The sequence below is a fragment of the Mycobacterium celatum genome (genome assembly GCF_002101595.1).
GTDB classification, from domain to species: Bacteria; Actinomycetota; Actinomycetes; order Mycobacteriales; family Mycobacteriaceae; genus Mycobacterium; species Mycobacterium celatum.
Window position 1 is genome coordinate 21509 of sequence record NZ_LQOM01000025.1, and the last position, 19869, is coordinate 41377.

Sequence of the window (19869 nt, forward strand, 5' to 3'; positions counted from 1 at the left end):
CTCGACCGTAACCACCTGCACGCAGCAGGTTTGTTCCGCGCGCTGCCGGGCGCGGTTGAACGCCGTGTTACCCACGTAACCGCTACCCGTGCGTAGAACTCGCCAGTAACCGATCTGGGCGGGAAAACCCCAGGGTTCTTATGACACTCTTATTGCAGCCGATGCAGTCCCCGGGCCGGCCCGCCGCAGCGCTCGGGTCAGCGGGGAATCGGCCGGATTCGACGGGGAATCAGACGACGCCCAGGGCAGCGCAGCTCTGACAGACAAGCGATACGTACAGGGAGATACGCAACGTGACGATCCACGAGCACGACCGGGTGTCCGCCGACCGCGACGGAATGTCCGCCGAGGCCACGCAGGGCACCCATGCTCTGGTCGATCGTCTGACCGCGGGCGAGCCCTATGCCGTCGCGTTCGGCGGGCAGGGCAGCGCCTGGTTGGAGACCCTTGAGGAGCTGGTGTCCTCGGCCGGCATCGAGTCGGAGTTGGCGACGCTGGTCGGCGAGGTGGACCTGCTGCTTGAGCCGGTCGCCAAAGAGCTGGTCGTGGTGCGCCCCATCGGCTTTGAGCCGCTGCGCTGGGTGCGCGCGCTGGCCGCTGAGGACCCGGTACCGTCGGCCAAGCAGCTGACCTCGGCCGCGGTATCCGTGCCCGGCGTGCTGCTCACCCAGATCGCCGCGGTGCGCGCGCTGACGCGCCAGGGCTTGGACCTCTCAGCAACCCCACCGGTGGCCGTGGCCGGACACTCGCAAGGCGTTCTGGGCGTCGAGTCGCTGAAGACCGCCGGTGCCCGCGACGCCGAGCTGCTGGCCCTGGCGCAGCTGATCGGCGCCGCAGGCACCCTGGTGGCCCGCCGGCGCGGCATCTCGATCCTCGGCGACCGCCCGCCGATGGTGTCGGTGACCAACGCCGACCCCGAGCGCATTCACCGGCTGCTCGAAGAATTCTCGCAAGACGTCCGGACCGTGCTGCCGCCGGTGCTGTCCATCCGCAACGGCCGGCGATCGGTCGTCATCACCGGAACCCCCGAGCAGCTGTCCCGCTTCGAGCTCTACTGCAAGCAGATCTCGGACAAAGAGGAAGCCGACCGTAAGAACAAGGTCCGCGGCGGCGACGTGTTCGCGCCGGTCTTCGAGCCCGTCCAGGTGGAGGTGGGTTTCCACACGCCGCGGCTGTCCGACGGTATCGACCTTGTCGGTGGCTGGGCCGAAAAGGTCGGCATCGACGTCGACCTGGCGCGCGCGATGACCGAAGCCATCCTGGTGCAACCCGTCGACTGGGTCGACGAGGTCGTCTCGCTGCACGAGGCCGGCGCCCGCTGGATTCTCGACCTGGGGCCCGGCGACATCCTGACCCGGCTGACCGCGCCGGTCATCCGCGGCCTGGGCATCGGCATCGTGCCCGCGGCCACCCGCGGCGGCCAGCGCAACCTGTTCACCATCGGCGCCGTTCCCGAGGTGGCCCGCCCGTGGTCGAGTTACGCCCCGTCCGTGGTGCAACTGCCCGACGGCCGGGTCAAGCTCTCGACGAAGTTCACCCGGCTCACCGGGCGCTCACCGATCCTGCTGGCCGGCATGACGCCCACCACCGTCGACGCCAAGATCGTCGCCGCCGCGGCCAACGCCGGGCACTGGGCCGAGCTGGCCGGCGGCGGGCAGGTCACTGAAGAGATCTTCAACAACCGCATCGAAGAACTTGGCGGCCTGCTCGAGCCCGGCCGCACCTACCAATTCAACGCGCTGTTCCTCGACCCGTATCTGTGGAAGCTGCAGGTCGGCGGAAAACGCTTGGTGCAGAAGGCCCGTCAGTCCGGCGCGCCGATCGACGGGCTGGTGGTGTCCGCCGGCATCCCCGAGCTTGAAGAGGCCGTCGAGCTGATCGATGAGCTGCGCGAGATCGGCATCAGCCACGTGGTGTTCAAGCCCGGCACCGTCGAGCAGATCCGCTCGGTCATCCGCATCGCCACCGAGGTGCCGACCAAGCCGGTGATCATGCACATCGAGGGCGGGCGCGCCGGCGGCCACCACTCCTGGGAAGACCTCGACGACCTGCTGCTGGCGACGTACTCCGAATTGCGGTCGCGGCCCAACATCACCGTCTGCGTGGGCGGCGGCATCGGCACCCCGAAGCGGGCGGCCGAATACCTCTCCGGGCGCTGGGCACAGGCTTACGGCTTCCCGCTGATGCCGGTCGACGGCATCCTGGTCGGCACCGCGGCGATGGCCACGCTCGAGTCCACCACCTCGCCGTCGGTCAAGCGGATGCTGGTCGAAACCCAGGGCACCGACCAGTGGATCAGCGCCGGAAAAGCCCAGGGCGGCATGGCATCCAGCCGCAGCCAGCTCGGCGCCGACATCCACGAGATCGACAACACCGCCTCGCGCTGCGGCCGGCTGCTCGACGAGGTCGCCGGCGACGCCGAAGCGGTCGCCAAGCGCCGCGACGAGATCATCGCCGCGCTGAACAAGACCGCCAAGCCGTATTTCGGCGACGTCCGTGAGATGACCTATGCGCAGTGGCTGCGCCGCTACGTGGAATTGACCATCGGAGACGGCAAGTCGACCGCCGACACCGCCTCACCGGGCAGCCCCTGGCTGGCCGACACCTGGCGCGACCGCTTCGAAGAGATGCTCAAGCGCACCGAAGCGCGTTTGCACCCCAAGGATTTCGGTCCGATCGAGACGCTGTTCACCGATCCGGAACTGCTGGACCGCCCCGCCGAGGCGATCGATGCGCTGCTGGGCCGTTACCCCGACGCCGAAACCGTGCAGCTGCACCCCGCCGACGTGCCGTTCTTCGTCACGCTGTGCAAGACGCTGGGCAAGCCGGTCAATTTCGTGCCCGTCATCGACAAAGACGTCCGCCGTTGGTGGCGCAGCGATTCGCTGTGGCAGGCGCACGACGCCCGCTACGACGCCGACCAGGTGTGCATCATCCCCGGCACCGCGTCGGTGGCCGGCATCACCCGGATGGACGAGCCCGTCGGCGAGTTGCTGGACCGTTTCGAGCAGGCCGCCATTGACGACGTGCTCGCATCCAACGGGCAGCCCCAGCCGGTGACCGCGCGCCGGCAGGGCCGCACCGACGTGAGCGGGCCGCTGGCCGTCGTGCTGGACGCGCCCGACGTGCTGTGGGCCGGCCGCGCCGCCACCAACCCGGTCCACCGCATCGCCGATCCGGCCGACTGGCAGGTGAACGAAAACCGCACCGCCACACACTCTTCCACCGGAGCGCGGCTCCAGACCGACGGTGAGCAGGTCGTGCTGAGCGTGCCGATCTCCGGCACCTGGATCGACATCCGCTTCACCCTGCCTGATGTCACCATGGACGGCGGCATCCCGGTGATCGGCACCGACGACGCGGCCGCCGCGATGCGTTCCGTGCTGGCGATCGCGGCCGGTGTCGACGGGCCCGACGCGCTGCCGCCCGTACACGACGGGACGGCCACCGTCACCGTCGAGTGGAACCCGGAGCGGGTCGCCGACCACACCGGCGTCACCGCCACCTTCGGTGAGCCGCTGGCTCCCGGCCTGACCACCGTGCCCGATGCACTGGTCGGCAGCTGCTGGCCTGCCGTGTTCGCCGCGATCGGCTCGGCGGTGACCGACAGCGGCGTGCCCGTCGTCGAGGGCCTGCTGAGCCTGGTGCACCTGGACCACGCCGCTCACCTGGTCGGCAAGTTGCCCACCGTCCCGACCGAATTGACCGTCACCGCAACGGCTTCCACCGCCACTGACACCGAGGTCGGCCGGGTCGTCCCGGTGTCGGTAACCGTTGCCGACGCCGACGGCCGGGCGCTGGCTAGCCTCGAGGAACGCTTCGCGATCCGCGGCCGCACCGGTGCCGCCGAGCTGACCGACCCGCTGCGGGCCGGTGGTGCGGTGTCCGACAACGCCACCGACACCCCGCGGCGCCGCCGCCGCGACGTCACGCTGACCGCTCCGGTCGACATGCGGCCGTTCGCGGTCGTCTCCGGTGACCACAACCCGATCCACACCGACCGGGCCGCCGCGCTGCTGGCCGGCCTGGAAACGCCGATCGTGCACGGCATGTGGCTCTCGGCCGCGGCCCAGCACGTGGTGACCGCCACCGACGGCCAGGCCCGGCCGCCGGCCCGGCTGGTCGGCTGGACCGCGCGCTTTTTGGGCATGGTCCGTCCCGGCGACGAGGTGGACTTCCGGGTCGACCGGGTCGGAATCGACCAGGGCGCAGAGGTTTTGGAGGTCGCCGCACGAATCGGGTCGGATCTCGTCATGTCGGCGACGGCCCGATTGGCCGCGCCCAAGACCGTCTACGCGTTCCCCGGCCAGGGCATCCAGCACAAGGGCATGGGCATGGAGGTCCGGGCCCGCTCCAAGGCTGCCCGCAAGGTGTGGGACTCCGCGGACAAGTTCACCCGCGAGACTCTGGGCTTCTCGGTGCTGCACGTGGTGCGCGACAACCCGACCAGCATCATCGCGTCGGGCGTGCACTACCAGCACCCCGAGGGAGTGCTGTATCTGACCCAGTTCACCCAGGTCGCGATGGCGACGGTGGCGGCCGCCCAGGTCGCCGAGATGCGTGAGCAGGGCGCGTTCGTGGAAGGCGCAATCGCCTGCGGCCACTCCGTCGGCGAGTACACCGCGCTGGCCTGCGTCACCGGCATCTACGAGCTGGAAGCGTTGCTGGAGATGGTGTTCCACCGCGGCTCCAAGATGCACGACATCGTGCCGCGCGACGAGCTGGGCCGCTCCAACTACCGGCTCGCCGCGATCCGCCCGTCGCAGATCGACCTCGCCGACGCCGATGTGCCGGGGTTCGTCGCCGAAATCGCCGAGCGGACCGGGGAATTCCTCGAGATCGTCAACTACAACCTGCGCGGCTCGCAGTACGCGATCGCCGGCACGGTCCGCGGCCTCGAGGAACTGGAGGCCGAGGTCGAGCGCCGCCGCGAAATCACCGGCGGCAAAAGGTCTTTCATCCTGGTGCCGGGCATCGACGTGCCGTTCCACTCGCGCGTGTTGCGGGTCGGCGTGGCCGAGTTCCGCCGGTCGCTGGACCGGGTCATGCCGCGCGACGCGGATCCGGGCCTGATCATCGGGCGCTACATCCCCAACCTGGTCCCGCGCCCGTTCACCCTCGACCGCGACTTCATCCAGGAGATCCGCGATCTGGTGCCGGCCGAGCCGCTCGACCCGATCCTGGCCGACTACGACACCTGGCGTCGCGAACGGCCCCGCGAGATGGCGCGCACGGTGTTCATCGAGCTGTTGGCCTGGCAGTTCGCCAGCCCGGTGCGGTGGATCGAGACGCAGGACCTGCTGTTCACCGAGGAGGCCGCCGGCGGCCTGGGTGTGGAGCGCTTCGTCGAGATCGGCGTGAAGTCCGCGCCGACCGTCGCCGGGCTGGCCACCAACACCCTCAAGCTGCCCGAATACGCGCACAGCACAGTCGAAGTGCTCAACGCCGAGCGTGACGCCGCGGTGCTGTTCGCCACCGACACCGACCCTGAGCCGGAGCCGGAGATCGAGGAGACGCCGGAAGCCGCGGCGACCCCCGCCGCGGATGCGGCACCTGCACCCGCACCGGCCACAGCCCCGTCCGGCGCTCCACGCCCCGACGACATTCCGTTCGACGCCGCCGACGCCACGCTGGCGCTGATCGCGCTGTCGGCCAAGATGCGCATCGACCAGATCGAGCCGCTGGATTCCATCGAGTCGATCACCGACGGCGCGTCGTCGCGGCGTAACCAGCTGCTGGTGGACCTGGGTTCGGAGCTGAACCTGGGCGCCATCGACGGCGCCGCCGAGGCCGACCTGGCCGGGCTGCGCGCCCAGGTCACCAAGCTGGCCCGCACCTACAAGCCTTTCGGCCCAGTGCTTTCCGACGCGATCAACGACCAGCTGCGCACCGTATTCGGCCCGTCGGGCAAGCGGCCGGCCGCCATTGCCGAACGGGTCAAGAAGACCTGGGAACTGGGCGACGGGTGGGTCAAGCACGTCACGGTCGAGGTCGCGCTCGGAACCCGCGAGGGCACCAGTGTCCGCGGCGGCGCACTGGGCCACCTGCACGAGGGTGCGCTCGCCGACGCCGCTTCGGTCGACAAGGCCATCGACGCTGCTGTGGCGGCAGTGGCTGCGCGCCAAGGGGTTTCGGTGGCATTGCCGTCCTCGGGTGGCGGCGGGGCGACCGTCGACGCCGCGGCGCTCTCCGAATTCACCGACCAGATCACCGGCCGCGACGGCGTTCTCGCGTCGGCCGCACGCCTGGTGCTGGGCCAGCTGGGGCTCGACGACCCGGTCAGCGCGCCCGCGACAGCCACCGACGCCGAACTGATCGACCTGGTCACCGCCGAGTTGGGTGCGGACTGGCCGCGGCTGGTGGCGCCGGCGTTCGACGCCAAGAAGGCGGTGGTGTTCGACGACCGCTGGGCCAGTGCCCGTGAAGACCTGGTCAAGCTGTGGCTGGCCGAGGACGACGACATCGACGCGGACTGGGCGCGCCTCTCCGAACGGTTCGAGGGGGCCGGACACGTAGTGGCGACCCAGGCCACCTGGTGGCAGGGCAAGGCGCTGGCCGCCGGGCGGCAGATCCACGCCTCGCTGTACGGCCGCATCGCCGCGGGCGCGGAGAACCCAGACAAGGGCCGCTACAGCGACGAGGTCGCCGTGGTGACCGGCGCGTCGAAGGGCTCGATCGCCGCATCCGTCGTCGGCCAGCTGCTCGGCGGCGGGGCCACCGTGATCGCGACGACCTCGCGCCTGGACGACGAGCGGCTGGCGTTCTACCGCACGCTGTATCGCGACCACGCCCGCTACGACGCCGCCCTGTGGGTGGTGCCGGCCAACATGGCGTCGTATTCCGACATCGACGCGCTGGTCGAGTGGGTCGGCAGCGAGCAGGTGGAAAGCCTTGGGCCGCTGTCGATTCACGTCAAGGACGCGCAAACCCCGACGCTGCTGTTCCCGTTCGCGGCGCCGCGGGTCGCCGGCGACCTGTCCGAGGCCGGCTCGCGGGCCGAGATGGAGATGAAGGTGCTGCTGTGGGCCGTGCAGCGGCTCATCGGCGGGCTGTCGGCCATCGGCGCCGAGCGCGACATCGCGTCGAGGCTGCACGTGGTCCTGCCGGGCTCACCCAACCGCGGCATGTTCGGCGGCGACGGCGCCTACGGCGAAGCCAAGTCGGCGCTAGACGCCGTGGTCACCCGCTGGCACGCCGAGTCGTCGTGGGCGCAGCGGGTCAGCCTGGCGCACGCGCTGATCGGCTGGACCCGCGGCACCGGGCTGATGGGCCACAACGACGCGATCGTCAGCGCCGTCGAAGAAGCCGGTGTCACAACGTATTCCACCGACGAGATGGCCGCCATGCTGCTGGGCCTGTGCGACGTCGAGTCCAAGGCCGCGGCCGCCAACGCGCCGCTCAAGGTCGACCTGACCGGTGGGCTCGGGGATGTCGAGCTTGACATGGCGGAACTGGCCGCCAAGGCCCGCGAGGAGATGACGTCCGAGGCCGCGGCCGACGACGACGCCGCGCCCGAGGGCACCATCGCCGCGCTACCGTCGCCGCCGCGCGGCTACACGCCGGCGCCGCCTCCGGAGTGGGACGACCTCGACGTCGACCCCGCCGACCTGGTCGTCATCGTCGGTGGCGCCGAGCTCGGGCCGTACGGGTCGTCGCGCACCCGCTTCGAGATGGAGGTCGAAAACGAACTGTCGGCCGCCGGCGTGCTGGAGCTGGCCTGGACCACCGGGCTGATCCGCTGGGAGGACGACCCCCAACCCGGTTGGTACGACACGCAATCCGGCGAACTCGTCGACGAATCCGAGCTGGTCGGGCGCTACCACGACGCCGTGGTGGAGCGCGTCGGGATCCGCGAGTGGGTCGACGACGGCTCGATCGACCCCGACCACGCCTCACCGCTGCTGGTGAGCGTGTTCCTCGACAAGGACTTCACGTTCGTGGTGTCGTCGGAGGCCGAGGCGCGCGCCTTCGTGCAGTTCGACCCCGAGCACACCGTCGTCCGGCCGGTGCCCGATTCCACCGACTGGCAGGTGACTCGCAAGGCGGGCACCGAGATTCGGGTGCCGCGCAAGAACAAGCTGTCGCGCATTGTCGGCGGCCAGATCCCGACCGGCTTCGACCCGACAGTCTGGGGGATTCCGGCAGACCTGGCCAGCTCGATCGACCGGCTGGCGGTGTGGAACATCGTCGCGACCGTGGACGCGTTCCTGTCCGCCGGGTTCAGCCCGGCCGAGGTGATGCGCTACGTGCACCCGACGCTGGTGGCCAACACCATGGGCACCGGCATGGGTGGCGGCACCTCGATGCAGACCATGTACCACGGAAACCTGTTGGGCCGCAGCAAGCCCAACGACATCTTCCAGGAAGTTCTGCCGAATATCGTTGCCGCGCACGTGGTTCAGTCGTACATCGGCAGCTACGGCGCAATGATTCACCCGGTCGCCGCGTGCGCGACGGCCGCGGTGTCGGTCGAGGAGGGCGTCGACAAGATCCGGCTGGGCAAGGCCGAACTGGTGGTGGCCGGCGGAATCGACGACCTGACGTTGGAAGGCATCATCGGCTTCGGCGACATGGCGGCTACCGCCGACACCGAGATGATGCGCGGCCGCGGCATCAGCGACTCGAAGTTCTCCCGGCCCAACGACCGGCGGCGACTGGGCTTCGTGGAAGCCCAGGGCGGCGGCACCATTCTGCTGGCCCGCGGCGACCTGGCTCTGAAGATGGGCTTGCCGGTGCTGGCCGTGGTCGGTTACGCGCAGTCGTTCGGCGACGGAGTGCACACCTCGATTCCCGCGCCCGGCCTCGGTGCGCTGGGTGCCGGTCGCGGCGGCAAGGATTCGCCGCTGGCGCGCTCGCTGGCCAAACTCGGCGTCGGCGCCGACGACATCGCGGTGATCTCCAAGCACGACACCTCGACCTTGGCCAACGACCCCAACGAGACGGAACTGCATGAGCGGCTTGCCGATTCGCTGGGCCGCTCGCCCGGCGCGCCGCTGTTCATCGTGTCGCAGAAGAGCCTGACCGGGCACGCCAAGGGCGGCGCGGCGGTCTTCCAGATGATGGGACTGTGCCAGATCCTGCGCGACGGCGTCATCCCGCCCAACCGCAGCCTGGATTGCGTCGACGACGAGCTGGCCGGCTCCGGGCACTTCGTCTGGGTCCGCGACACCCTGCGGCTCGGCGGCAAGTTCCCGCTCAAGGCCGGCCTGGTGACCAGCTTGGGCTTCGGGCATGTGTCGGGCCTGGTCGCGCTGGTGCACCCGCAGGCGTTCCTGGCCACGTTGAGTCCCGAACAGCGCGAGGATTACCGGCAGCGCGCCGACGCCCGGCTGCTGGCCGGGCAGCGGCGCCTCGCTTCGGCTATCGCCGGCGGCCGTCCGATGTACGAACGGCCCGCCGACCGTCGGTTCGACCACGCGACGGCCGAAAAGCCGCAGGAAGCGGCGATGCTGCTCGACGCGGCGGCGCGGCTGGGCGACGGGGACGTCTACCAGAGGTGAGCGTCGTCGGAATCGGGATCGACCTGGTGTCCATTCCGGAGTTCGCCGAGCAGGTCGACCAGCCGGGAACGGTATTCGCGGAAACGTTCACGCCCGGTGAGCGGCGCGACGCCTCGGACAAGAGCTCGTCGGCCGCGCGCCACCTGGCCGCCCGCTGGGCGGCCAAGGAGGCGGTGATCAAGGCGTGGTCCGGGTCGCGGTTCGCGCAGCGGCCGGTGCTGCCGGAGGGTATTCACCGCGATATCGAGGTGGTCACCGACATGTGGGGCCGGCCGCGAGTCCGGCTTACCGGCGCCATCGCAGAGCATCTGAAAGACGTGACGATCCACGTGTCGCTGACCCACGAGGCGGACACCGCCGCAGCGGTCGCCATCCTCGAGGTGTGACCTTCGCGCCCCTTCTTGCGCGAGCGTGCGTGTCCCCGGCCGACACGCCGACCATCTGCCCGGGTTTGCGCACGCTCGCGCTCAAAGGTGGCCCACTAACCTCGAGGGCATGAGCCAGCTAATCGAACGCGTCCGCGAGGTACTGCCGTCGGTGCGACGCGACCTGGAGGACCTGGTCCGCATCGAATCGGTGTGGGCCGACCCGGCGCGTCGTGGCGAGGTGCACCGCAGTGCTCAGGCCGTCGCAGACTTGTTGGCGCAGGCCGGATTTGGTGACGTGCAGATCGTCAGCGCAGACGGTGCGCCGGCCGTGATCGCTCGGCATCCGGCACCACCGGGCGCGCCGACTGTGCTGCTCTACGCGCACCACGACGTGCAGCCCGAAGGTGACCATGCCCAGTGGGCGTCGCCGCCATTCGAGCCGACCGAACGCGACGGCCGGCTCTACGGGCGTGGCACCGCCGACGACAAAGCCGGTATCGCAACACATTTGGCGGCGTTTCGGGCACATGACGGCAACCCGCCGGTGGGGGTGACGGTATTCGTCGAAGGGGAGGAGGAGTCCGGATCGCCGTCACTGGGACGGCTGCTGGCAGCGCATCGCGACGCGCTGGCCGCCGACGTGATCGTCATCGCCGACTCCGAGAACTGGAGCATCGACGTCCCGTCGCTGACGGTGTCGTTGCGCGGGCTGGCCGACTGCGTGGTGGAAGTCGCCACCCTCGACCACGGGCTGCACTCGGGACTGTGGGGCGGCGTGGTGCCCGACGCGCTGAGCGTGCTGGTGCGCCTTTTGGCCAGCTTGCACGACGACGACGGCAACGTGGCGGTGCCCGGTCTGCACGAAAGCGCCGTTGCCGCCGTGGATTATCCCGTCGAGCGGGTCCGCTCCGAAACCGGGCTACTCGAAGGGGTCAACGAAATCGGTTCCGGCTCGGTGCCGCAACGACTTTGGGGTAAGCCAGCGATCACGGTGATCGGCATCGACACCACATCGGTTGCGGCGTCGTCGAACACGCTGATCCCGCGGGCCCGCGCCAAGGTCAGCATGCGAGTCGCTCCCGGCGGCGACGCCGTCGCGCACCTCGAGGCGCTGCGCACACATCTGGAGCAGCACGCGCCGTGGGGCGCGCACGTGACCGTCACGCCCGGCGACGTCGGTCAGCCGTATGTCATCGATGCCAGCGGTTCGGTTTACGACGCCGCGCGCGCCGCGTTCCGGCAAGCCTGGGGCGCCGAGCCCGTCGAGATGGGAATGGGCGGCTCGATCCCGTTCATCGCGGAGTTCGCCGGGGCATTTCCCCAGGCCACGATCCTGGTCACCGGCGTGGAGGATCCGGCCACACAGGCGCACAGCGTCAACGAGAGCCTGCACCTCGGGGTGTTGGAACGGGCGGCGATCACCGAAGCGCTGCTGCTGGCCAATCTGGCCTAGTGTCGTGAGTCATAAATGCGACGCCACCGCGGCGCGGCATTTGAGCACCATCGCGAGAGCGTCGAGCGTGGGGCTTAAGGACGAATCACCATCGCTTTTCGTCCATAGCGCCCACGTTCGGCGGGCAGGAGCGACACTGCATCCAAATTAACGACTCACGACGCTAGACCGACAGGTCGCGCCGCAGCTTGGCCACGTGGCCGGTGGCCTTGACATTGTACTGCGCGACGGCGATCTTGCCCTTCTCGTCAACCACAAACGTCGAGCGGATGACGCCCTGGGTTTCCCTGCCGTACAGCTTCTTCAGCCCGTACGCGCCCCAGGCCGTCAGCACCTTGCGGTCCGGATCGGACAGTAGGGGAAAGGTCAAACCTTCGGCTTCGCGGAATTCAGCCAGCTTGGCCGGTTTGTCAGGGGAGATGCCGACGACGTCGATGCCGGCGTCGTTGAGCTCGCGCAGATTGTCGCGAAAGTCACAAGCCTGCTTGGTGCATCCGGGCGTCAACGCGGCCGGGTAGAAGTACACGACGACGCGACGGCCGCGGTAGTCGGCCAGCGACACCGCGTTGCCGTCGGCATCGGGCAGGCTGAAAGCGGGAGCTTTGTCGCCGGGTTGCAGGCGTGGAGTCTCGGTCAACACGGGTCCCTTTCTACTCACCGGTGCATCGGCTATCAGCGTCGGTTGATCTAGGGTAGTGCGGGTGCACCCGGGCCAGGCCTGCGGTGCAGGAGGACAGGGAGGACAACAGTGGCGGACCGGGATCCCGACACCATCAAGCAGGAGATCGACCAGGCCCGCGAACAGCTGGCCTCGACCGTCGATTCACTGGCTGAGCGGGCCAATCCCCGCCGCATCGCCGACGACGCCAAGGCCCGGGCGATCGCGTTCGTCAAGAAGCCCGCGGTGGCCGTCTCACTGGCCGGTATCGCGGCACTGGCCGCCGTGCTGGTGGTCCGCAGGATCCGCAACCGCTGAACGCGGCCTTGTGATGCGGGGTGGTGCGCCGTCAGGGTTTCGAACCCCGGACCCGCTGATTAAGAGTCAGCTGCTCTACCAACTGAGCTAACGGCGCCTGGATTTTCTAGCCACGCAACCATAACAAGCCCGCGGCCGCGGGGTGAAATCCCCGACGGGGAGAACGGTGGTCGCTCGTGCAGCCACTAGAATACTCGCCAGTAGTGCCGAGTCGGTGGGTCACAAGGGGGACAAAGCTAGATGGCAGGTCATCGCGGCTGGTTGGCCGCGCTGATGGTCCCTCTTGTCGTATTGGGCCTCGGCGCGTGCAGCAGTGGCGGCAACAAGCCCCCGGAAAACGCCATCTTCGACAAGGGCACCCCGTTCGCCGACCTGCTGGTTCCCAAGGTGACGGCCTCGGTGACCGACGGCGCCGTCGGGGTGGGCGTCGACGCCCCGGTGACAGTCAGCGCCGACAACGGTGTGCTGGCCTCGGTCACGATGGTCAACGAGAACGGCCGGTCGATCGACGGTCAACTCAGCCCCGACGGTGTGCACTGGAAGACCAACGAACCGCTCGGCTACAACCGCCGCTACACCCTGACCGCCAAGGCACGCGGTCTCGGCGGTGTGGCCACTCGCCAGATGACCTTCGAAACCCAGTCGCCGGATTACCTCACAATGCCGTACGTCGTGCCCCGCGACGGCGAGGTCGTGGGCGTCGGCCAGCCGGTTGCGATCCGGTTCGACGAGAACATCGGCAACCGCGAGGCGGCCGAAAAGGCCATCACGGTCACTACCGATCCGCCCGTCGAGGGCGCGTTCTACTGGCTGAACAACCGCGAAGTGCGTTGGCGGCCAAAGGATTTCTGGAAGCCCGGCACGTCGGTCAACGTGGCGGTCAACACCTACGGCGTTGACCTGGGCGACGGGTTGTTCGGTGAGGACAACATGAGCACCCACTTCACCATCGGTGATCAGGTCATCGCGACCGCCGACGACACTACCAAGACGCTGACGGTGCGGGTCAACGGCGAAGTGGTCAAGACGATGCCGATCTCGATGGGCAAGGACAGCACCCCTACCGCCAACGGGATCTACATCATCGGCGAGCGGTTCGCCCACATGATCATGGACTCGTCGACCTACGGGGTTCCGGTCAACTCGCCCAACGGGTATCGCACCGAAGTGGATTACGCGACGCAGATGTCCTACAGCGGCGTGTTCGTGCACTCGGCGCCGTGGTCGGTGGGCGCCCAGGGCCACACCAACACCAGCCACGGCTGCCTCAACGTCAGCCCCAGCAACGCGCGATGGTTCTACGACCACACCAAGCGCGGCGACATCGTCGAGGTGCTGCACACGGTGGGTCCGACGCTACCCGGGACCGAAGGGCTCGGCGACTGGAACATCCCGTGGGACCAGTGGCACGCCGGCAACGCCAAGACATGACCCGTCATCGCTTGAACCGTCCGGCGAAGCCGCGCAGCGGAAGGTCTGCGCTGGTGAGCAGTCCGGGCGGTGCCGCGACGACGGATGCGATCGCGTTGAGCGCCGGCAGCCCGGTGACCGTCATCCCGATCGAGGCGAACGACGCCGGATCAGACAGGTCCACACCGGGTTTGGGAAAGATCATGTGCTTGTTGTAGATGCACGGATCGCCGTTGATCTGGGTGATGTAGCAGCCCTTGATATCCCAACTCGGGTCGGTGTGCGGGGTCATCTGCCACTCCAGGTGCGTTTCGATGCGCGGAATCCCGTCCACCATGCCCTGGTACTTGATGTAGTTCGCGCCGAGCGACCCCTTCGGCAGCCGATACCAGCCCAGATCAACGTCTTTGGTGCACGCGCCCAGTTCGTAGTTGAACGTGACCTCGTCGAGGTGCACGTCGAAGCAGTCGGCCATCATCAGCACGCTGTCGGCGAAGACGCGGGTGTACTTCTCCAGCATCCCCGGGACTTCCGGGTCGTCGACGGGCCGACCGTATCCGACTTCTTTCCACGTGTCGGCCGAATGATGACAGGACACGTCGACCGATTCGATCGTGGTGATGTTCTCGATCTCGGCGACGTCGGCCGAGCATACGATCCCGAGGATCTGGTTGAGGCCAGGGTTCATGCCCGTGCCATAGAAGGTCGCGCCGCCCTTCTCGCACGCCTCCTGCAAAAGCTGCGTCACGGGCTTGCCCGACGGATGGGGATGATTGGTGTCGCGGTGCCAGCCGGTAATCCAGTCTGCGGTCGTCACAACGTTGATGCCCGCTTCGAGCACGCGGACGTAGAGATCTTCGTCGGGGAAGACACCGTGAAACGTCAGCACGTCGGGTTTGGCGGCGATGATGTCGTCGACCGATCCGGTCGCGATGACGCCGATGGGCGCCAGGCCGGCGATCTCCCCCGCATCGCGACCGACCTTTTCCGGTGTGTAGCAGTGCAATCCGACTAACTCGAGATCCGCATGGTTGCCGATGCGCTTGATCATTTCGGTGCCGACATTGCCGGTGGCGACCTGGAAGACACGGATCGGTTTCTGCACTGCCGTAGACCTTTCTAAACGGAGCTTGCTGTGGCTGGGGGATAGAACTGGGTGGCCCACTTGCGGATTGCGGTGAAGCCCTCGTTTTCGGCGGCGGCCAGCGCGGGGCGGTCGGAGTACCGCTGGTGCTGCCAGATGTTGACGTCGGCAAGGAACTGGTCGATGACGTCTTGAGCGAATTGTTGTGCTCTGGCTTCGGCTTTGGGGGAATCGTTGCCGGGAGTGCGGCCGATGTAGACCATGAACCGCACATCCGAGGTGTGCTCGTCGACCGGGGTGATCGCCGAGATCGTGCGGTTGTCGACCATGCCCCAGCTTTTCGTCACCGCGACACCCAGTCCGCCGTTGATCGCCTCGACACCGCTTGTGACGTCGTCGATCGACTGGCCATCGTCACCTTCGAAGGTGATTGTGAAGTCGACGTAGGACACCGGCTCGTCGAAGTCGTGGCGGGTGAACACCGGGACGATCGGCGTCTGGTGGACGAACTTGAAATGCGCGAAATCCACGCCGTTTTCAAGCACATATTGCGGATGCAGTTCCAGCTGCGGGCGGTACAGGCGGGCTTGCGGGTAGTAGTCAGCGGCGCTGGTGCCGTCGTCAAAGCTGGCGAACACGTCGGGAACGTCGAAGTACGGCTGGCGTCCCTCGATGTCATGCCAGATATAGACGGATTCGTTGCGTTCCACCACGGGATACGTGCGGATGCGGCGCCCGCGGTTGGGGCGGTCCTGGTACGGGATGCAGACATTGCGGCCCTCGTGGTTCCACTGCCAACCATGAAACGGGCATTGGATGACCTCGCCTTCGACCCGCCCGCCGTATCCGAGGTGCGCGCCCAGGTGCTCGCAGTAGGCGTCCATGACCGTCAGCAGGCCCGATTGGGCGCGCCAGGCGACCATTTCGCGCCCGAAATACGTCATCCGGTGGACGTCGCCGATGCCGATCTCGTCAGACCAGGCGACCTGAAACCACCCGCTGGGCGTCATCGACAGAGGCGGTTTGGCCATGGCCTAGCGGAGTCCCTTCCCATCGACACCAGAATCATAGGAGACTCTATGATAATTTTATGGCTCGGTCAACGAAAGCCGACAGCGCTCGCCGGCGGCCCAACCGTCGAGGAGCGGCGACCCGTGAGAACCTGCTCGAAGCTGCGCTAACGGCGTTGGCCTCGGGAGATCCTGGCACGATCTCCGCCAACTACATTGCGCGAGAGATCGGCGCGACGTGGGGCACCGTGCAGTACCAGTTCGGCGACACCGACGGATTCTGGGCGGCGGTGCTGCGTTACACAGCCGAGCGACGAGCCGATCTCTTCACCGATCCGGACACTTCGCGCAGCCTGCGTGAGCGCGTAGCCGACATCATCGACACGCTTTATGACGGCCTGACCAACCGCGATTCACGAGCAATCGAGCATCTTCGGGCCGCGCTGCCGCGCGATCCTGCCGAGCTTGAGCGGCTCTATCCGCAGACGGCATCCGAACTGTATTCGTGGGGGCAAGGGTGGTTGGAAACGTGTCAGAAGGCATTCGCCGACCTGCACATCGATCCTCGTCGCGTTCGCGAAGTGGCGTTTCTGATTCCCGGCGCGATGCGGGGCATTGCCTCCGAAAGGCAACTTGGCACCTACTTCGACCTTGACGAAGCTCGCCGCGGCCTGACCAACGCGATTGTGGCCTACCTCGATGACCGCGATCAATGAAGGGCCGTCGTGCTCTTGGGGTGGCTGACGGGACTCGAACCCGCGACACCCAGGATCACAACCTGGTGCTCTACCAGCTGAACTACAGCCACCATTGCCGCCAGCCCAGCCGGCGGCGACGTCGATACTAGCCGCTCGGGTGCTCGGCAGCCGAATCGATTCCCTCCGCCGAGTTCACCGGCGCCCCCAGCTCGGCGGCTACCGCCGCGATCTCGCTGGTAGCCGGTCCCGGCGGCGGCACGAACGCGGTCCGCCGGTAGTACTGCAGTTCGCGGATCGACTCGTGGATGTCGGCCAGCGCGCGGTGCGCCAGACCCTTGGCCGGCTGCCCGTAGTAGATGCGCGGATACCAGCGCCGGCACAGCTCCTTGATCGAGCTGACGTCGATCATCCGATAGTGCAGGTAGGAATCCAGAGCCGGCATGTCGCGGGCGATGAAGCCGCGATCGGTCGCGATCGAATTGCCCGCCAAAGGCGCCGTCTTGGGTTGTTTAACATGCTCCCGGATGTAGTCGAGCACCATCGTTTCCGCGGTCGCCAGGTCGACGGTGGAGGCGCGAACCTCGTCGATCAGCCCCGAACGGGCGTGCATGTCCTTGACCACGTCGATCATCGACGACAACGCCGCATCGTCGGCGTGGATCACCACATCCATACCGTCGCCGAGGATGTTCAACTCGCCATCGGTAACCAGGACGGCGATCTCGATCAGTTTGTCCGTGCGCAGGTTAAGCCCGGTCATCTCGCAGTCGATCCACACCAGGTGGTCACGCACAGCGTTCACAACCAACACACGTTAGCCGCACCACCTGCCGACACACGCAGCTGGCAGTAATGTCGACCAGTGCTGGCATGAATCAGGGGAGAGGACACGCGCGTTATGAGCAGCGAATCGACAGCAACTCCCGCAAAGCAGATCGCGGCCGGTTACGCCGTTGACGGCCAGGCGCTGGAGCTGGGCACCGTCGTTGTCGACGGCGCCGCGGACCCCGCCGCGCAGGTCCGCATCCCGCTTGCCACCGTCAACCGGCACGGTTTGGTGGCCGGGGCCACCGGTACCGGAAAGACGAAAACGCTGCAGCTGCTCGCCGAGCAACTCTCGGCGGCCGGCGTGCCAGTGCTGATGGCCGACGTCAAGGGCGACCTGTCCGGGCTGTCCCGGCCCGGAGAGAGCAGCGACAAGATCACCGCGCGCGCCAAGGAAACCGGCGACACGTGGGAGGCGAGCGCCTTTCCAGTGGATTTCCTGTCGCTGGGCACCAAGGGAATCGGCGTTCCGGTGCGGGCCACCATCGCAAGCTTCGGGCCCGTCTTGCTGTCGAAAGTATTGGGACTCAACGCTACCCAAGAATCGACACTGGGCCTGATATTCCACTACGCCGAGCAGAAAAACTACGAGCTGCTGGACCTGAAAGATTTGCGCGCGGTGATCAGCAAGCTCACCAGCGACGAGGGCAAGGGCGATCTGAAAGCGCTTGGTGGCGTTTCCGCGCAAACTGCCGGCGTCATCCTGCGTGCTCTGGTCAACCTGGAAGCCGAAGGCGCCGACACGTTTTTCGGTGAGCCGGAACTCAAACCCAAGGATCTGCTGCGTTTTGACGACAAAGGCCGCGGGGTCATCTCGCTGCTGGAGCTGGGCGACCAGGCGGCGCGGCCGGTGCTGTTCTCCACCTTCTTGATGTGGGTGCTGTCCGATCTGTTCAAGTCCCTGCCCGAGATCGGCGACGTCGACAAACCCAAGCTGGTGTTCTTCTTCGACGAGGCCCACCTGTTGTTCAGCGAAGCGTCAAAGGCGTTTCTGGAGCAGGTCGAGCAGACCGTCAAGCTGATCCGCTCTCGCGGTGTCGGCGTGTTCTTCTGCACCCAGCTGCCCACCGATATCCCCAACAGCGTGCTGTCGCAGTTGGGCGCGCGCATCCAGCATGCGCTGCGCGCGTTCACGCCCGACGACCAGAAGGCGTTGACGAAAACGGTTCGCACGTATCCGAAAACCGATGTCTACGACCTGGCTTCGGCGTTGACGTCGCTCGGTATCGGCGAAGCCGTGGTCACGGTGTTGTCAGAGCGCGGCGCCCCGACCCCGGTGGCGTGGACCAGGCTGCGCTCACCCCGTTCGCTGATGGCCGCGATCGGCAACGACGCGATCGGCAAAGCAGCCAAGTCCAGTCCGCTGCAGGCGACGTACGGCGAGACCAAGGACCGGGAGTCGGCCTACGAGAAGATCGAAGCCGAAATAGCGCAAGCTGCCCAGGCCGGCCCGCCCGCGCAGTCGGCGCCATCAAAGCCCGCGGCAGTTGAAAAGAAGCCCGGCTGGTTCAAGCGGTTCGTCAACAGCAAGGGCTTCCAGACGTTCCTCAACGCGCTTGGCCGGGAACTCGTGCGCAGCATGATGGGCACCGGCAAGCGGCGCCGCTAGCACTGATTTACGCTCCGCGAAAGTGCAACTAGCGACGCGTTGTTCGAGAGCCAGCGTCGGCAGTTGCACTTTCGCGACGAAACAAACCTATCCGCCGCCGAGCTTCTTGTAGAAGCTGCCGACGATCGGCGCCACGATGGCGCGCGGCGCGTACCCGCTGGCCACCGACATCGCCTTGGACGTCAAGCCCGGGACGACGCGCATCTTGTTGCGCTCCAACGCATCCAGTGACACGCGGGCAGTGTGCTCGGTCGAAATCCACAGGAATTCGGGCACCAGCTTCTCCACCAGCGAGGCCTCGGCCTCGTCGGGTAGCTCGGTACGCACCGGGCCGGGCGCCAGCAGCGTGACGTGCACGCCGGAGCCGCGCAGTTCGCCTCGCAGCGATTCGCTGAAGGTGTTCACGAACGCCTTGGTGGCCGCGTAGGTCGCGTTGTAGGGAATCGGCGAATTGCCCGCCGCCGAACCGGAAATCAAGATACCGCCGGACCGGCGTTCGACCATGCCCGGCAGCACAGCCAACGTAAGATCATGCACCCCAAGGACATTCAGTTGCACCTGAGCCTTTTCACCCTCGGGGTCGAGGCCGGCCACCGGCCCGAACGTCGCGGTGCCCGCGTTGGCGCACAAGACCGACACGGGACGGGCGGCCAGCTCGTCGCACAATTTCGCCCGGCCTGCGGGGTCGGCCAGGTTGGCCGGGCGAACGTCCACCGCGACCCCGTACTTGTCGACCAGGCGGGCGGCAAGCTCGTTGAGCAGGTCTTCGCGTCGCGCGGTGACGATCAGGCTGTGGCCGCGCGCAGCTAATTCGGTGGCCAGCGCTTCGCCGATGTTCTGCGACGCGCCGGTGACAACGGCCCGCGCATCGGGGCTGGGAGCGGGTACAGGCATGCGGCCCATCGTAAGCATGCGGGTCGCTACCAGCGGTTACCC

12 protein-coding genes and 2 tRNA genes are annotated in these 19869 nt (G+C 67.5%); 7 read left to right on the forward strand and 7 right to left on the reverse strand.

The window, feature by feature from the left end; genetic code table 11:
* Window positions 1-293 precede the first annotated feature (293 nt).
* The 3 genes from AWB95_RS09720 (at window position 294) to AWB95_RS09730 (ending at window position 11321) form a co-directional block, all read left to right on the forward strand.
* Entirely contained in the window at window positions 294-9500 is a 9207-nt protein-coding gene (locus AWB95_RS09720; RefSeq protein WP_085168111.1) for a type I polyketide synthase, read from the forward strand.
* The gene (gene acpS, locus AWB95_RS09725) at window positions 9497-9886 is read left to right on the forward strand and encodes a holo-ACP synthase AcpS (protein WP_062538429.1); all 390 of its coding nucleotides are present in this window, start codon (window positions 9497-9499) and stop codon (window positions 9884-9886) included. The genes AWB95_RS09720 and acpS overlap by 4 nt, the downstream gene beginning before the upstream one ends.
* 109 nt (window positions 9887-9995) lie before the next feature.
* Window positions 9996-11321 carry a dipeptidase gene (locus AWB95_RS09730; RefSeq protein ID WP_062538428.1) on the forward strand — a complete coding sequence of 442 codons (1326 nt, stop codon included), beginning with the start codon at window positions 9996-9998 and terminating at the stop codon, window positions 11319-11321.
* Window positions 11322-11484: 163 nt separating this feature from the next.
* Here AWB95_RS09730 and bcp read toward each other — a convergent pair whose 3' ends face one another.
* Window positions 11485-11958 carry a thioredoxin-dependent thiol peroxidase gene (bcp, locus tag AWB95_RS09735; protein WP_062538434.1) on the reverse strand — a complete coding sequence of 158 codons (474 nt, stop codon included), beginning with the start codon at window positions 11956-11958 and terminating at the stop codon, window positions 11485-11487.
* A 111-nt stretch (window positions 11959-12069) separates the two neighbouring features.
* Between bcp and AWB95_RS09740 the strand changes: the two genes are divergently transcribed.
* Window positions 12070-12297, forward strand: a complete 228-nt coding sequence (locus tag AWB95_RS09740) for a DUF3618 domain-containing protein (RefSeq protein ID WP_062538427.1) — start codon at window positions 12070-12072, stop codon at window positions 12295-12297.
* Between the two features lie 21 nt (window positions 12298-12318).
* Here the strand turns inward: AWB95_RS09740 and AWB95_RS09745 are convergent.
* Window positions 12319-12394, reverse strand: a tRNA-Lys gene (locus AWB95_RS09745).
* 143 nt (window positions 12395-12537) lie between these two features.
* On the opposite strand from AWB95_RS09745, the gene AWB95_RS09750 reads away from it, so the two are divergent.
* On the forward strand, window positions 12538-13728 hold the full coding sequence (locus AWB95_RS09750; RefSeq protein ID WP_085168113.1) for a L,D-transpeptidase: 1191 nt from the start codon (window positions 12538-12540) through the stop codon (window positions 13726-13728).
* 4 nt (window positions 13729-13732) lie between these two features.
* Here AWB95_RS09750 and AWB95_RS09755 read toward each other — a convergent pair whose 3' ends face one another.
* Window positions 13733-14812 carry an NAD(P)H-dependent amine dehydrogenase family protein gene (locus AWB95_RS09755; protein WP_099539529.1) on the reverse strand — a complete coding sequence of 360 codons (1080 nt, stop codon included), beginning with the start codon at window positions 14810-14812 and terminating at the stop codon, window positions 13733-13735.
* A 14-nt stretch (window positions 14813-14826) separates the two neighbouring features.
* Window positions 14827-15822, reverse strand: coding sequence for an aromatic ring-hydroxylating dioxygenase subunit alpha (locus AWB95_RS09760; protein ID WP_062538426.1), 996 nt, complete (start codon window positions 15820-15822; stop codon window positions 14827-14829).
* A gap of 59 nt (window positions 15823-15881) precedes the next feature.
* On the opposite strand from AWB95_RS09760, the gene AWB95_RS09765 reads away from it, so the two are divergent.
* Window positions 15882-16517: a TetR/AcrR family transcriptional regulator gene (locus AWB95_RS09765; RefSeq protein ID WP_062538425.1), complete on the forward strand. Its 636-nt coding sequence runs from the start codon at window positions 15882-15884 to the stop codon at window positions 16515-16517.
* 16 nt (window positions 16518-16533) lie between these two features.
* Here AWB95_RS09765 and AWB95_RS09770 read toward each other — a convergent pair.
* Window positions 16534-16609, reverse strand: a tRNA-His gene (locus AWB95_RS09770).
* A 35-nt stretch (window positions 16610-16644) separates the two neighbouring features.
* The gene (gene orn, locus AWB95_RS09775) at window positions 16645-17292 is read right to left on the reverse strand and encodes an oligoribonuclease (RefSeq protein WP_062538432.1); all 648 of its coding nucleotides are present in this window, start codon (window positions 17290-17292) and stop codon (window positions 16645-16647) included.
* A gap of 105 nt (window positions 17293-17397) precedes the next feature.
* Here orn and AWB95_RS09780 point away from each other — a divergent pair, with 105 nt between their 5' ends.
* Window positions 17398-18933 carry a helicase HerA-like domain-containing protein gene (locus AWB95_RS09780; protein ID WP_062538424.1) on the forward strand — a complete coding sequence of 512 codons (1536 nt, stop codon included), beginning with the start codon at window positions 17398-17400 and terminating at the stop codon, window positions 18931-18933.
* Between the two features lie 87 nt (window positions 18934-19020).
* Here the strand turns inward: AWB95_RS09780 and cmrA are convergent, their stop codons facing one another.
* On the reverse strand, window positions 19021-19827 hold the full coding sequence (gene cmrA, locus AWB95_RS09785) for a mycolate reductase (RefSeq protein ID WP_062538423.1): 807 nt from the start codon (window positions 19825-19827) through the stop codon (window positions 19021-19023).
* Between the last annotated feature and the right edge of the window lie 42 nt (window positions 19828-19869).

What these genes read in the sequence shown, in the direction of transcription:
- AWB95_RS09730 (WP_062538428.1), top strand. Translation starts at nt 9,996, where the DNA reads ATGAGCCAGCTAATCGAACGCGTCCGCGAGGTACTGCCGTCGGTGCGA.
- AWB95_RS09750 (WP_085168113.1), top strand. Translation starts at nt 12,538, where the DNA reads ATGGCAGGTCATCGCGGCTGGTTGGCCGCGCTGATGGTCCCTCTTGTC.
- AWB95_RS09760 (WP_062538426.1), bottom strand. Translation starts at nt 15,822, where the DNA reads ATGGCCAAACCGCCTCTGTCGATGACGCCCAGCGGGTGGTTTCAGGTC.
- AWB95_RS09765 (WP_062538425.1), top strand. Translation starts at nt 15,882, where the DNA reads ATGGCTCGGTCAACGAAAGCCGACAGCGCTCGCCGGCGGCCCAACCGT.
- AWB95_RS09780 (WP_062538424.1), top strand. Translation starts at nt 17,398, where the DNA reads ATGAGCAGCGAATCGACAGCAACTCCCGCAAAGCAGATCGCGGCCGGT.
- cmrA (WP_062538423.1), bottom strand. Translation starts at nt 19,827, where the DNA reads ATGCCTGTACCCGCTCCCAGCCCCGATGCGCGGGCCGTTGTCACCGGC.